This window comes from Vibrio glycogenivorans (genome assembly GCF_051660965.1).
In the GTDB taxonomy this organism is placed as follows: Bacteria; Pseudomonadota; Gammaproteobacteria; order Enterobacterales; family Vibrionaceae; genus Vibrio.
Genome location: NZ_JBPVIS010000001.1, coordinates 786,883 through 800,689 on the forward strand (window position 1 = coordinate 786,883; position 13,807 = coordinate 800,689).

Below are 13,807 nucleotides of genomic sequence, written 5' to 3' on the forward strand. Positions count from 1 at the left end.
ATTAGCGACGTAGGCCTAGACGCTTGATTAGGTCTTGGTAACGCTCTAGGTTCTTACCTTTTAGGTAATCTAGAAGCTTACGACGACGAGAAACCATACGTAGAAGACCACGACGGCTGTGGTGATCGCCTTTGTGCGCTTTGAAGTGACCTTGTAGGTGGTTGATAGAAGCAGTTAGTAGTGCTACTTGTACTTCTGGTGAACCAGTGTCGCCTTCAGATTGTGCGTATTCTGCAACGATTGCTGCTTTAGTTTCTGCATTCAGAGACATAATTCTCTCCTAATAAGAGTTAGGTTAATATTTGTGCCGCCAATCTCTGATTCAGCCGACACGAGGAGCGCGAATTATAGGCGAAGCGGGTGTGCTAAGCAACCGCTATTTAGCGCTAGACAACTAATAAAGCCAGTCACGAAGGACTGGCTTTGAGTTCAACAACTTATTTAACGCTTAAGCAGATTTATAGGCTCTCGCGATCATAGGCGGTTTTCAGGTCGTAAAGCTCACCTTTGTCGACGTCGATAAGGAAGTGGTCACTCGCTTCACCGGTCGCAAAACGATCTAGGATGTAGAATAGCGTACCAAAGCGAACCTTGAAGGCGTAACCAATTGTCGCATCATCTGGGTTGGCTCCTTCAAAGGTAACTTCAGCGTCCATCTCAGATAGTGCTTCACTGAGTACTTTGTACTGAGGTAAGCGATCTGGGTCGATGTCGCGGAAAGCCAGCTCATCTGCGTTGCGGAGACGGTAAAAGTCTAAAGCAAGGTCTTCACCGTTCCACAAACCAAAGTGACCTAAGGTAAGACCAGCACTGCGGGCAAGGTCACGAGCTTTGACTTTGGCAATAGCCCACTCACGTTGTAACTGATCTAGTACCTCATCATCTGACTGATAGCCCTCAACACAGGTAGGAAGACCGTCAAATTCTTCGTGCAGAATCTCTTTGATCTGACAAAGAGTGATATCCGTTTCAAGTTGAGACAGGATCAGCATCTGGTCGCCATCAAGGTTAAAAAGCATCTCCTTGATATCAGCTGGCCACTCTTCTGGAAGGAAACGTAGGCGCGTCAGTTCAATGATGTGCCAGTCAGTTAGATCATAATAAGTTTCTGCATTCAGGATATCGCGGTTCCAACGACCTTCATAATCAATTGACTCTAGATAGTCAGCCTCGACTGCGTAGTGCTCAAATAGCTCATCAAAGCGTGGCACGTCTGCAATCACTGCCGTCTCAACCTCAATCTGGTTGTCTGGTTTGATCTCTAGGATCTTATAGGCTGGGATGTAACCCGCCAATGAAGGCGCTTGAATATTGAACAGAGTATAGGTTTCACCATCAATGGTGTACTGCTTCATACCGGTATCGTTGAAGTGCATGTGACCGCCAACGTGGATGCTTAGACCCGTAGCTGCCAAGGCTTTACTGGTATCATCCTCTGGCTCACGAGCCAGCTGGAAGTTACCTTCACCAAAGATATCTTCAATCTCTTCTGAGGCGCCGTTGTAGAAGTCAGTCATAGGGAAGTGACTGAATGACATCAGTACCTTACCTTGCTCCTTCGCAGCCTTAGTGACCTCTGTCATCCAATCAATAACATGGATTTTGTGTGTCAGCATCATGTTGTAGCCAGCATTGCTACTGCCTTCAAAGTCATCGCCATTAGTTGAGTTATCTGGTCGATCAGCTCTCGGACGGTATACGTTCGCGTCAATCGCCATCAGCCACAAACCCTCAACCGGCTCAACTAGGTAAGTCGAATCTGGCACCATTGAACAGCTGGTGTAATCGTCTTGTTTGTACTCGCCACCTGCACCTTCGTGACAGATCTCGTATTGACGCAGCTCGAATGCCGCTTCCTTTTGTGCGAGCTCTAGCGAGTAGTTTTCACGCGCTTCGTCTGAGCTAAACGGAGTTTCGAAGTAAACATACTCTTCCTGTGGGTAGAAGCCGTGGTGACCTAGGATATCCATAATCTCCAAATATCCCCATTCTTGAACTTCTTCCGTACAGATAGTTAGTAAGTCATGACCAGCATCAACTGTGGTCCAATCGCCTTCATAGTCAAAGTTACATTCATCTTTACCACGGCTCTTGATACGCTGATCTCTGCCCTCTTCACCTAGGTAATCATTTTTACCTGCTGGAATACTGAAAGGACGATTTGGATCGTGGTTACCAGGAGCAGCAAAGAACTCTAGGCCGTGCTTTTTGCGGTACTCATCAAAGATGCTGACTAGACCGCGCATATGTACAGGCTGACCATCATCACTAAAATCACCCGGCAACGCCACGTATTTAATACCACGCTCAACCACGTCATCAAGAGCAGCAATCATTGCAAAGTAGTTCTCGTTGAACAGACGCGTTGATTTCATCTGTGACTGCATGGTGCGAATAGTCGCGCCTTGACCGGTAATGCTGTTTGGCAGGCCATCGAATGAACCATCTTCAAAGTCGCCATAAACATCATGGAAATGGATATCTGGCATGAACGCAACTTTCATGCCCTCAAGAGGAAGTGAAGGCTGCTCATCTGAGCTTGAAGAGTTACAACCTGACAACGCAAGTGCGCTGAGCATGGCAACAGAGAGTGACTTTAATTTCATGACTTTCTCGGTAAATACAAAAACAGCGGCAGGCTAAAGTGATCAAATGACACTTTTATTGCTCTTTTATGGCTCTTTGACTGCACTTAAATAACAAATGGACGAAGATCACACTTTTCGTGCTACACAATGTAATGCAACACGCCTGATTTACTAAAATCCTTAGATATACTTACATTTACGCCATAAAAAGTGGCTACTTACCCATCATTCAATTAACTGACTTTTTCTTGTGCCCGAGTACGGCCATAGCCTAGAGCCCTACTCTTCTGCTATCCTTAGCGGCAAATTCAAGCAACATTGAAATGACGGAATTAGTTATGAAAATCGGTATCATCGGTGCCATGGAACAAGAAGTTTCCATCCTTAAAAATGCACTCACCAACCTTGAGCAAGTAAATAAAGCCAACTGCACTTTCTTCTCTGGTGAGCTCAATGGCGTTGAGGTTGTTTTGCTGCAATCGGGCATTGGTAAAGTAGCGGCGGCGATCGGCACGTCAATTCTACTTGATGAGTACCAACCAGATGTGGTGATTAACACGGGTAGCGCGGGCGGATTTGACGCCAGCCTTAACCTTGGTGATGTGGTGATCTCAACAGAAGTGCGCCACCACGATGCAGACGTCACTGCATTTGGTTATGAGATCGGTCAGATGGCGGGTCAACCGGCAGCCTTTAGCGCAGACAGCAAGCTAATGGATATTGCTGAGCAAGCACTGGCACAAATGGAAGATAAACACGCGGTGCGCGGCCTTATCTGTACCGGTGATGCATTTGTCTGCACCGCTGAGCGTCAAGCGTTTATTCGCCAGCACTTCCCAAGCGTGATCGCGGTAGAGATGGAAGCGGCAGCCATTGCCCAGACTTGTCACCAGTTCAACGTTCCGTTCGTGGTTGTGCGCGCCATCTCTGATGTTGCGGATAAAGAATCGCCAATGAGCTTTGAAGAGTTCTTGCCTCTTGCTGCGCAAAGCTCATCTGAGATGGTGATTAAGATGGTTGACCTACTTAAGTAATCAACTCAAACCATTAATCATAAAGGAGAGGGAGTTCAGTGGAAGGCATTCTTGGTTCGTATTACGCCAATGGCATGGTGCTCATCATGTGGGGCGCGCTGCTGGCACACCTAGCCCTTCCTATCCCTCGCCTTAGCCACCCCATCGAGTGGTGGCGACGTTTTGCCCTGCTACTCTCCGCTAAGGTCAACAGCCAAAACCCTCAGCAAGCGGCTCTCGCCGGTAGCCTGGCAATGGCACTGATGCTATTGCCAACCGCCCTACTGCTGATGGCGTTAAATGCCCTCTCTTGGCAAAGTGAACTGTTTCAACTCGGACTTCTTATCCTCGCACTAGACTGGCGCAACAGCGATGGCTTGGTGCGCGAACTCACCCAAGCGATGGCGGATGAAGACAAATTTCGCGCTCGCGCCCTGCTCGCGCCGTGGGTCAATCGTCAGACTGACAGCCTCTCCATGCTTGGGCTGGGTAAAGCAGGAGCAGAAACCTACCTGATGGCAATGGGACGTGGCGTGATTGGAGTGCTATTTTGGTTTAGTTTGCTTGGCGGTATTGGCGCGATGCTTTACCGACTGACGATTGAGCTTGCGCGAGTGTGGTCTCCCTCTCGTCAAAGCTATAGCCCCTTTGGCCAGGCAAGTACTCGCTTGACTGCCGCTCTGGATGTTGTCCCTCTGCGCCTGTTTAGCTTACTGATCCTGATTGGTGGGCACACCCAGCACAACCTGAGCCTAGTTCGTCAACAAGCTACCTCTTGGGCACTGCCCGGCCCAAGCTGGCTATTGATTAGCAGCGCGGCAAAGTACCAATTGGCCCTTGGTGGCCCGGCGATTTATGAATCCCGTAAGAGCTTGCGCGCCAAGATTGGCGGGCGTATCGCTCCGGCTGCGATCCACCTTTCACAATTACGTCAGATGATGACCGCTCGAACTCTGATCTGGGTGGCGCTACTCAGCCTATTTTTACTTACTATCAATCAGGGTCTCTAACTGACTCTATCTACTTGAGGTTTGCTTGTTATGTTGTACCGCACTCTTTTCACGCCTAAAGGTTTTGCGTTGAAAGGCCTCGCACTTTGCGCCTCGTATCTGCTTGCTGTTACTGCCACAGCACAAGAAACACCGTTTATTGCCAAACGCGTTATCTCGCTCGCGCCATCGGCCACCGAACTGGCCTATACCGCTGGCTTGGGAGAGCAGCTTATCGCCGCTAGCGAATACAGTGATTTCCCAGTTCAAGCGCAACAACTCGAGCGCATCGCCAACCATAAAACCATTAACCTCGAGCGCGTCATTGCGCTCAAGCCTGATCTTATCTTAGCTTGGCGCGGAGGCAGTCCACACAAACCACTCGAGCAACTCGAGAGCTTAGGCTACCCGATCGTGTATACCGATAGCCAGAGCTTGGAAACGATACCCGATATCATCAGTGAACTTAGCCTTTACACCGAAGACCCAAGCGAGGGACAGCAGCAAGCTCAGATGATGCGCGACCGGATCAACGAGCTTAAACAGCGCTATCACAACAAGCCCAAAGTTCGCTTTTTCTACCAGCTCAGTGCCGCGCCACTGATCACCGTTTCTGACCCTCACTGGCCAAGTGATGTATTTGCCCTGTGTGGCGGTGAGAATATCTTTGCCTCAAGTAGCGCGCCGTATCCTCAAGTGGGTATTGAGCAAGTGGTGGTGGCGCAGCCCGAGGTACTGTTTACCTCGCGTCACGCAAGCTTTGATATGAACACCTGGCAGCGCTGGCAAAAACAGATCCCCGCCATAGAACAGCAACATATCTGGACACTCAATACCGATTGGCTGAACCGCCCAACCTTGCGCTCACTGCTCGCCACTGAGCAAGTTTGTCATTACCTTGACCAAGCGCGCGATAATCACGTGCCATAAGCCTTTTATAACACGGTCAAACTGAGTACAATTCCGGCCATTCTTCTTTGGTCTGCAATGAACGTTCACAACTATGGACTCACTACTTTTATATCTAGTGGATCTCTTCGGCACGGCGGTGTTTGCCGTGTCAGGGGTTCTACTGGCTGGACGCTTGAAAATGGATCCTTTCGGCGTAATCGTACTAGGGAGTGTTACAGCAATTGGCGGCGGTACTATCCGCGATATGGCGCTTGGCGCTACACCGGTTTTCTGGATTGGTGATACTACCTATCTATGGGTGATCTTCATTACCTGTATTCTCACCATGCTGGTGGTGCGTCGCCCGAAACGTCTGCCTTGGTGGGTTCTGCCTGTGAGCGATGCGATTGGCCTGGCATTCTTTGTCAGTATCGGCGTAGAGAAAGCCCTCAGCTTTCAAGACTCCTACATGGTGGCGATCATCATGGGCGTGATCACCGGTTGTGGCGGCGGCATCATCCGCGATGTCTTGGCGCGCGAAATCCCAATGGTGCTACGTAGCGAGGTCTACGCCACCGCCTGTATCATGGGTGGTATCTTTCATACCGGCGCGCTGGCGCTTGGTTATGACACCACCACTGCTCTGTTCGCGGGAGTGAGCTCGACTTTGATCATTCGCCTTGGCGCGATCCGTTGGCACCTGTCCTTGCCAACTTTTGCTATCAAGCCAAACAGCTAATGCCTTAAGCAGTGCACCAATAAAAAAACCGCCATTAAGCTGGCGGTTTTTTTGTTTCTAAACCCATGCCTCTAGGGCAAGAGTCGATTACTCTTCATCACCGAGCAATACCGAATCAAGCGCAATCTCCATCATCTCATTGAAGGTGGTTTGACGCTCAGCAGACGTGGTTTGCTCGCCACGCTTAATGTGGTCAGAAACGGTACAGATAGCCAGCGCCTTAGCGCCGTACTCTGCTGCGATACCATAGATACCGGCCGCTTCCATCTCAACACCCAAGATGCCGTATTTGTCCATCACGTCGAACATCTCTGGCTCTGGGGTGTAGAAAAGCTCGGCTGAGAACAAGTTTCCGATCTTCACATCGATACCACGTGCTTGCGCCGCTTTTTCGGCATTACGTACCATGTCGTAGTCAGCGATCGCAGCAAAGTCGTGATCCTTAAAGCGGATACGGTTAACTTTAGAGTCGGTACACGCACCCATGCCGATCACCACATCGCGCAGTTTTACGTCATCACGCACAGCGCCACAGCTACCCACGCGAATGACCTTTTTCACACCGTAGTCTTTGATCAGTTCCGTGACATAAATAGAGCACGAAGGGATACCCATACCGTGACCCATCACTGAGATCTTGCGACCCTTGTACGTACCGGTGTAGCCATACATATTGCGCACATCACACACCTGAACAACATCATCAAGAAACGTCTCTGCGATGTATTTGGCGCGTAGTGGATCACCTGGCATCAATACGACGTCAGCAAAATCACCCATTTCTGCATTAATATGAGGAGTAGCCATTGTTTATTCCTTTGTTTCTCTTGTTGTTATAGACCCAAGTGAGCGTAAATATGGCGTTCAGCGCTTTGCACGCCCACTGGGGTAATAAAGTCATTATTGTCTATTGCCGAGCAAGGCCCAGCGATGTTCATCACAAAAAGTTGCTGCCGTAATCCATAGGGCTCGTACCAAAGTAGCTCGCCAAGGTTTGACCAATATCGGCAAAGGTCTCGCGCTTGCCCAGAGAGCCCGCGGGAACCTTATGACCATAAACCAGCACTGGAATATGCTCACGGGTATGGTCAGTGCCTTGCCAGGTTGGGTCACAGCCATGGTCAGCTGTGAGGATCAACACATCGTCTGGCTGCATGATTTCCAACACCTCATCGACGCGGCTGTCAAAGTACTCGAGTGCCCCAGCGTAACCACTGACGTTGCGGCGATGGCCATAGTGCGAGTCGAAGTCGACAAAGTTAGCAAACACAATCGTGTTGTCGCCCGCTTGCTTAATCTCATCCAGCGTCGTATCAAACAGCGCCGCCAGGCCGGTTGCTTTGACCTTCTTGGTGATCCCGCAGTTGGCATAGATGTCAGCAATCTTACCCACAGAGACGACTTGCCCCTGCTTTTCATCCACCAGCTTTTGCAATACCGTTGCCGAAGGCGGCTCAACCGATAGATCGCGTCGGTTACCGGTGCGCTCAAACTGGCCCTTACCGGCACCGATAAATGGTCGTGCAATCACGCGGCCAATGTTATAGCCCTCAAGCTCTTCACGTGCGATTTGGCACAACTCGAGCAGGCGCTCAAGACCAAAGGTCTCTTCGTGGCAGGCGATCTGGAACACAGAGTCAGCCGAGGTGTAGAAGATCGGCAAACCAGTGCGCATATGCTCTTCGCCTAGATCGTCTAGCACTTGCGTACCGGAGGCATGGCAATTGCCAAGAAAACCGTCCAGCCCTGCGCGGGCTAGGATGCGATCAGTCAGCTCTTTGGGGAAACTGTTTTCCTTATCGGTAAAGTAGCCCCAGTCATACAGCACCGGCACACCGGCAATCTCCCAGTGTCCTGACGGCGTGTCTTTACCCGATGACAGCTCAGCGGCATGGCCATAGGCAGCAATCACGTCGATATCATCGCGCAGACCGGGTGCAAGACGCCCAGTTGATTCTTTGTGCGCCATTGCCAAACCAAGCTTGGAAAGGTTCGGCAGGGTCAACCGCCCTGATCGCTCATCGCTGTCTGCACGGCCAGCCGCGCACTCATCAGCGATATGACCTAGGGTGTCTGAGCCCACATCACCAAACTTGTCTGCATCCGCTGCAGCGCCGATCCCAAACGAATCGAGTACTAAAATAAAGGCTCTTTTCATAACATCATCCTTAAAGCTGGCTAGGCCAACTCTTCGTTGTCTATATCCTCTGCGCGGATTTGTCGATAAACATCTGGGGTGGCTTGATAGTCACCACCAATCTCTATCGCCGCTTTAAGTGTATCCGCCGCTTGTTGCCACTGCGCTTCATCACGGGCGTGGATCATGGCCAATGGCGTCTTGTCATCGGCGAACTCACCCAGACGGATAAAACCATCAAAGCCCACAGCAAAGTCAATCTTATCGCTGGCAACTCGGCGGCCACCGCCCATCGCCACCACCGCCATGCCGATCGCGCGGGTGTCCATCGCACTGACGACACCGTCCTTATCGGCATACACAGGCTTCACCACTGGCGCGGTTTCGAGGTACTGCTCGTAGTTGGTAATGAAATCTGCCGGACCACCGAGACCTGCGATCATCTTGCCAAAGCACTCGGCAGCTTTACCGTTGTCGAGTACCTGATTGAGCTTGTCTCGCGCATCGTTAGTGTCGATTGCCAAATTGGCTAGCACCAACATCTCCGCGCACAAGGTCATGGTCACTTCATACAAGCGCGGATTGCGATACTCGCCAGTCAAAAAGCGCACCGCCTCACGCACCTCAAGCGCATTACCCGCTGATGAAGCAAGCACTTGGTTCATGTCGGTTAGGATGGCGGTGGTCTTCGTCCCTGCGCCGTTGGCGACGGCAACAATCGAGCGAGCGAGTTCCTCCGACTCTTGATAAGTCGGCATAAATGCCCCGCTACCTACCTTGACGTCCATCACCAAAGACTCGAGACCTGCGGCCAATTTCTTGGATAGGATGGACGCGGTGATCAAGCTCATGTTGTCAACAGTGGCCGTGATATCACGCGTGGCATAGATGCGCTTATCAGCAGGGGCCAGATCGCCGGTTTGGCCAATGATAGCAACCCCCGCCTCTTTGGTGACATCACCAAACACTTGATTGGTCGGGGTCACGTCGTAGCCAGGAATCGACTCAAGCTTATCCAGCGTGCCACCAGTATGACCAAGTCCACGTCCTGAGATCATCGGCACAAAGCCACCACAGGCCGCCACCATGGGACCGAGCATCAGCGAGGTCACATCCCCCACACCGCCCGTGGAGTGTTTATCCACAATCGGGCCACCAAACTGCTGAGCACTCCAGTCGATCACCATGCCAGAATCGCGCATGGCACAGGTCAGGGCAATGCGCTCTTGCATCGAGAGTTCATTGAAACAGATCGCCATCGCTAGGGCGGCAATCTGCCCCTCTGACACGCTGTTATCGGCGACGCCTTGAATGAAAAATTGGATCTCTTCGTCGCTTAGGATGCCGCCATCGCGTTTTTTACGAATGATCTCTTGAGGTAAATACATTATTGCCTCCCACGTTATAGCGTGGCTATCAGACTCAAGCAGAGGGGCAAGCCCCCCTGCAACCTTGCGTTAGTACGCTGAAGGATCGGCCGTTTGGTCGGTAACGTCTAATGTATTCAGTAGGTTGGTTAGAAGGCTTGATGCGCCAAAGCGGTAGTGACGTGCATCTACCCAGTCATCACCGAGGATCTCATCGGCCATCGCCAAGTATTGAGCGGCATCCTCTGCGGTGCGTACGCCGCCAGCTGGCTTGAAGCCTACGGTCTTAGCCACGCCCATATCACGGATCACTTCGAGCATCATGCGCGCGAACTCTGGGGTTGCATTGACTGCCACTTTACCGGTAGAGGTCTTGATAAAGTCAGCACCCGCCTCAATGCAGATTTGTGAGGCTTTTTTGATGAGCGCCTCTTCTTTCAGCTCACCCGTTTCGATGATCACTTTCAGCAGCACATCACCACAAGCCGCCTTACACTGTTTTACTAGCTCAAAGCCGACTTCTTCATTGCCTGCGATCAGCGCGCGGTATGGGAACACGACGTCAACCTCATCGGCGCCATAAGCAACGGCGGCTTTGGTCTCAGCCACGGCAATCTCAATATCATCATTACCGTGTGGGAAGTTAGTGACTGTGGCAATGCGAACGTCTGGCGTGCCTTGTTCGCGCAGAGTTTTCTTCGCAATAGGAATAAAGCGAGGGTAGATGCAGATTGCTGCAGTGTTGCCTACTGCTGATTTTGCATCATGACACAACTGAATCACCTTAGCGTCGGTGTCATCGTCATTCAGTGTGGTCAAATCCATTAGTTTTAATGCACGCAGTGCTGCTGTTTTTAAATCGCTCATTTCTATCTCCGATCAATATTCAAAATTATCTCAGCCAAGCGCACTCCTGATGCACAACTTGGCTGCTAATGATGAACGGACTTGGTTCCTTGAAGACTTGCTCAAGCGCTCGCTTGAGCAATTGATTTCCTTTTCACCGCTAGGGGCACGTTTACTTTTCTCTCGTGCGGTAAGAACACCCCATCGCTATCTCTGGTTTGTTTAGCTAAAAAATCGCTCAACAATCCACTGGTATGAGAGGCCGCCAAGATAGACGCCAACGATGCCCATCACACCAGATAAAACCGGCGGCGCTGGGATTGGCAGTTTAATGGCAGTAAAGAGCATTCCAACCGCAAAGCCCGCGACGGTGGCAAGGAGAACTTCGTTCATGTGTGTTACCTGTTTGTTTATCGATACTCAGAGTATAGATATTTGTCGCGGCCCTGTAGCCAAATGAAAAAAGCAAACGGTTTGTATCTCAAAAAATTTCAGGCTAAACGTTTGCCTTAAATATAGGGGCGAGGAGCGGGTACGGGCTTTGCCCTACGGGGTACGAGGAGTACATCACGCGCTGGATCTCCTCGCACCTCGGAACGCAGTGAGACTCGCACCTAGCACCTGTAAAAGAGCCGGTACAGGCTCAGCCCTACGCCAAGGTGAGCGAGGGGCGTATCACACGCTGGGTCTCCTCGCTCCTCGGAACGCAGTGAAACCCGCTCCTCGCACCTAAAAAAGCCCCGCAGCATGGAAGTGCTGCGGGGCGATTTTTTAACGTCTATACAGATCTTCTAAGCGATTAGAAAGATAGGAATAGACCAGCAATAGTTGCTGCCATTAGGTTAGATAGCGTACCTGCTGCCACGGCTTTAACACCCATACGAGCGATGTCGTGACGACGGTTTGGCGCTAGACCACCTAGACCACCTAGTAGGATTGCGATAGAAGAAAGGTTCGCAAAACCACATAGTGCAAATGCGATGATTGCAGCTGTCTTCTCACTCATTACTTGACCTGTCGCTTCAACAATTTGAGCGCCTTCACCCACGAATGGTACGAAGTTTAGGTAAGCAACGAATTCGTTCACAACCAGTTTTTGACCAATGAAAGAACCCGCTAGTACGGCTTCATCCCATGGCACACCGATTAGGAACGCTAGAGGCGAGAAGATCCAACCTAGAAGAAGTTCTAGAGTCAGTTCAGGCATACCGAACCAACCGCCAACGCCGCCAAGTACGCCGTTAACAAGAGCAATTAGGCCGATGAATGCTAGTAGCATTGCACCAACGTTTAGAGCCAGTTGTAGACCAACAGACGCGCCGCTTGCCGCTGCATCGATAACGTTAGCTGGCTTGTCGTCGCCGCCGTCGATGTCAGAGTCTAGGTCGTCGTTTGGCGTCTCAGTTTCAGGCATGATGATCTTAGCGAACAGTAGACCACCTGGTGCTGCCATGAATGATGCTGCTACTAGGTACTCTAGAGGCACACCCATAGATGCGTAACCCGCTAGTACACCACCAGCAACAGAAGCTAGACCGCCACACATTACCGCGAATAGCTCAGATTGAGTCATGCGAGGTACGAATGGACGTACAACTAGAGGAGCTTCAGTTTGACCAACAAAGATGTTTGCTGCTGCAGACATAGACTCGGCGCGAGACGTGCCTAGTGCTTTTTGCAGACCGCCACCAAGAACCTTGATGACCCACTGCATGATACCTACGTAGTAAAGTACTGAGATAAGTGCAGAGAAGAAAATTAGTGTTGGCAGTACTTGGAACGCAAAGATGAAGCCGATACCGTCAACAGAGAAGTTAACTAGGCTACCAAATAGGAAACCAGTACCGTCTTTACCGTAGTCGATTACGTTTTGTACACCTGCTGAGAAACCAGCAAGTAGTTCACGACCCCAAGGGACGTAAAGTACGAAGGCACCGATCAGAAATTGGATAGCGAATGCACCACCAACAGTTCGTAGATTAATTTTTTTGCGGTTGCTTGACAGTGCAAGGGCGATACCAAGTAGCACAGCCATACCAACCAGGCTCATAAACACGCTCATAGTTTATGACTTCCTCATAGGTTATTTGTTAGGCGATTAGATAGTGAAGCTCAAAAGCGGCGCAATTATACTCATCACTTTAGGTAGAAAGTAATGCCACCCTCACACTTTTTTAGGGTATTCATGACACGCACAACTAAATATGTGACACAGATCACACCCAAGTTTAATTGAGCAGTTCTAAAACACAGAAAATTTCGAGACTATTCACAAATTGAAAACAATTCTAGAGAGTTTTGCCAAAACTGTGAGGCAATCGTTTGCGTATCCGTTTGCTTTAGATCACAAACTGTGTTGAGGATCAGCGGCAAACGCTTGGGGTGATTAGGTTTTCCCTGAAATCCATTCAGGGGCATGTCAGGGGCATCGGTCTCGAGCACTAAGCAATCGTTTGGCAAGGCACTGATTGCATTGCGAGTTTTGTTTGCTCGCGGATAAGTGATCACACCCCCGACACCAATTTTTATCCCTTTATCAACAAAACGCATCGCCAACTCATAGCTGCCAGAATAGCCATGCAGCACTCCACCCGCTTTGACCGGAGTATGCTTCAAGGTGCGTAAAAGCTCGTTATGTGCCTTCCTGCAGTGCAAGATCACCGGCATCTCAAGCTCGTTAGCAATATCGAGATGAGATTGCAGTACCTCTTGTTGCACTTGCGCATCAATATCGGTCAAACCATCTAAGCCACATTCTCCTATTGCGAGTGGTTTTTGCTTTGCTTGGTCGAAAGCCTTGGAAAGAGATGGGGTGAGATTGAGAGGTTTTGTGGTGAGAAAATTTGGATGATAGCCGAGCGCCCAGTGTATCGCACCGTGGCGTTGGCTGAGTGAATCGAGTCGCTGCCAGTTTTGCGGTCCAATCGCGGGCAGCATGATTTTCTGCACCCCTTGTTGTTGAGCGCGGGCAAGGTGCTCGTCAAACTGCGCCTCGAACACCGCAAAGTCAAAGTGACAATGGGTGTCGAAAAGAGGGAGACTGGCTCCCTCAATCTGATTGTTATTGACCGTCATTGGACTTAGATGTACCGGTCGTTTTGGGATCTAAGGCAGGATCGCGGCGGTACGGAACGCAACTGCGTTTATTCTCTGGCGTGAGACCGAGTGATTGGCACCACACATCGTAGCGTGCAATACCACGCGCTAACCATTGCTTAAACCGATTCCACATACATC

Annotated in this window: 14 protein-coding genes; 4 read left to right on the plus strand and 10 right to left on the minus strand. The window is 50.5% G+C overall.

The genetic code is table 11. From position 1 onward, the window contains the following. Nucleotide 1: 1 nt before the first annotated feature. Both rpsO and ACSTTG_RS03525 read right to left on the minus strand, forming a co-directional pair. Nucleotides 2-271: a 30S ribosomal protein S15 gene (gene rpsO / locus ACSTTG_RS03520; RefSeq protein ID WP_252019585.1), complete on the minus strand. Its 270-nt coding sequence runs from the start codon at nucleotides 269-271 to the stop codon at nucleotides 2-4. Nucleotides 272-458: 187 nt separating this feature from the next. Further along, complete coding sequence (locus ACSTTG_RS03525; RefSeq protein WP_438473797.1) at nucleotides 459-2,606, minus strand: metallophosphoesterase; 2,148 nt, start codon at nucleotides 2,604-2,606, stop codon at nucleotides 459-461. A 320-nt stretch (nucleotides 2,607-2,926) separates the two neighbouring features. Between ACSTTG_RS03525 and mtnN the strand changes: the two genes are divergently transcribed. The 4 genes from mtnN (at nucleotide 2,927) to ACSTTG_RS03545 (ending at nucleotide 6,220) form a co-directional block, all read left to right on the plus strand. Beyond that, entirely contained in the window at nucleotides 2,927-3,622 is a 696-nt protein-coding gene (gene mtnN / locus ACSTTG_RS03530; protein ID WP_438459062.1) for a 5'-methylthioadenosine/S-adenosylhomocysteine nucleosidase, read from the plus strand. 38 nt (nucleotides 3,623-3,660) lie between these two features. After that, the gene (locus ACSTTG_RS03535; RefSeq protein WP_438459063.1) at nucleotides 3,661-4,611 is read left to right on the plus strand and encodes a cobalamin biosynthesis family protein; all 951 of its coding nucleotides are present in this window, start codon (nucleotides 3,661-3,663) and stop codon (nucleotides 4,609-4,611) included. 30 nt (nucleotides 4,612-4,641) lie between these two features. Continuing rightward, a complete protein-coding gene (btuF, locus tag ACSTTG_RS03540; protein WP_438459064.1) occupies nucleotides 4,642-5,520 on the plus strand; it encodes a vitamin B12 ABC transporter substrate-binding protein BtuF in 879 nt (292 codons plus the stop codon). Nucleotides 5,521-5,593: 73 nt separating this feature from the next. Next, on the plus strand, nucleotides 5,594-6,220 hold the full coding sequence (locus ACSTTG_RS03545) for a TRIC cation channel family protein (RefSeq protein ID WP_438473798.1): 627 nt from the start codon (nucleotides 5,594-5,596) through the stop codon (nucleotides 6,218-6,220). Between the two features lie 87 nt (nucleotides 6,221-6,307). Here ACSTTG_RS03545 and deoD read toward each other — a convergent pair whose 3' ends face one another. The 8 genes from deoD to ACSTTG_RS03585 form a co-directional block, all read right to left on the minus strand. Beyond that, on the minus strand, nucleotides 6,308-7,027 hold the full coding sequence (deoD, locus tag ACSTTG_RS03550; protein WP_438459066.1) for a purine-nucleoside phosphorylase: 720 nt from the start codon (nucleotides 7,025-7,027) through the stop codon (nucleotides 6,308-6,310). A gap of 130 nt (nucleotides 7,028-7,157) precedes the next feature. After that, on the minus strand, nucleotides 7,158-8,378 hold the full coding sequence (locus ACSTTG_RS03555; RefSeq protein WP_438459067.1) for a phosphopentomutase: 1,221 nt from the start codon (nucleotides 8,376-8,378) through the stop codon (nucleotides 7,158-7,160). Nucleotides 8,379-8,398: 20 nt separating this feature from the next. Then, nucleotides 8,399-9,745 (minus strand): thymidine phosphorylase, encoded by a 1,347-nt coding sequence (deoA, locus tag ACSTTG_RS03560; protein WP_438459068.1) that lies wholly within the window; start codon nucleotides 9,743-9,745, stop codon nucleotides 8,399-8,401. A 69-nt stretch (nucleotides 9,746-9,814) separates the two neighbouring features. Next, nucleotides 9,815-10,591, minus strand: a complete 777-nt coding sequence (gene deoC, locus ACSTTG_RS03565) for a deoxyribose-phosphate aldolase (protein WP_438459069.1) — start codon at nucleotides 10,589-10,591, stop codon at nucleotides 9,815-9,817. A gap of 201 nt (nucleotides 10,592-10,792) precedes the next feature. Continuing rightward, nucleotides 10,793-10,963 (minus strand): XapX domain-containing protein, encoded by a 171-nt coding sequence (locus ACSTTG_RS03570; protein ID WP_438459070.1) that lies wholly within the window; start codon nucleotides 10,961-10,963, stop codon nucleotides 10,793-10,795. A 406-nt stretch (nucleotides 10,964-11,369) separates the two neighbouring features. Next, nucleotides 11,370-12,632, minus strand: coding sequence for a NupC/NupG family nucleoside CNT transporter (locus tag ACSTTG_RS03575; RefSeq protein ID WP_438459071.1), 1,263 nt, complete (start codon nucleotides 12,630-12,632; stop codon nucleotides 11,370-11,372). Nucleotides 12,633-12,835: 203 nt separating this feature from the next. Then, on the minus strand, nucleotides 12,836-13,645 hold the full coding sequence (locus ACSTTG_RS03580; RefSeq protein WP_438473799.1) for a TatD family hydrolase: 810 nt from the start codon (nucleotides 13,643-13,645) through the stop codon (nucleotides 12,836-12,838). After that, nucleotides 13,632-13,802, minus strand: coding sequence for a DUF5363 family protein (locus tag ACSTTG_RS03585; protein ID WP_438473800.1), 171 nt, complete (start codon nucleotides 13,800-13,802; stop codon nucleotides 13,632-13,634). Before ACSTTG_RS03585 ends, ACSTTG_RS03580 begins: the two co-directional genes overlap by 14 nt. Nucleotides 13,803-13,807: the final 5 nt, after the last annotated feature.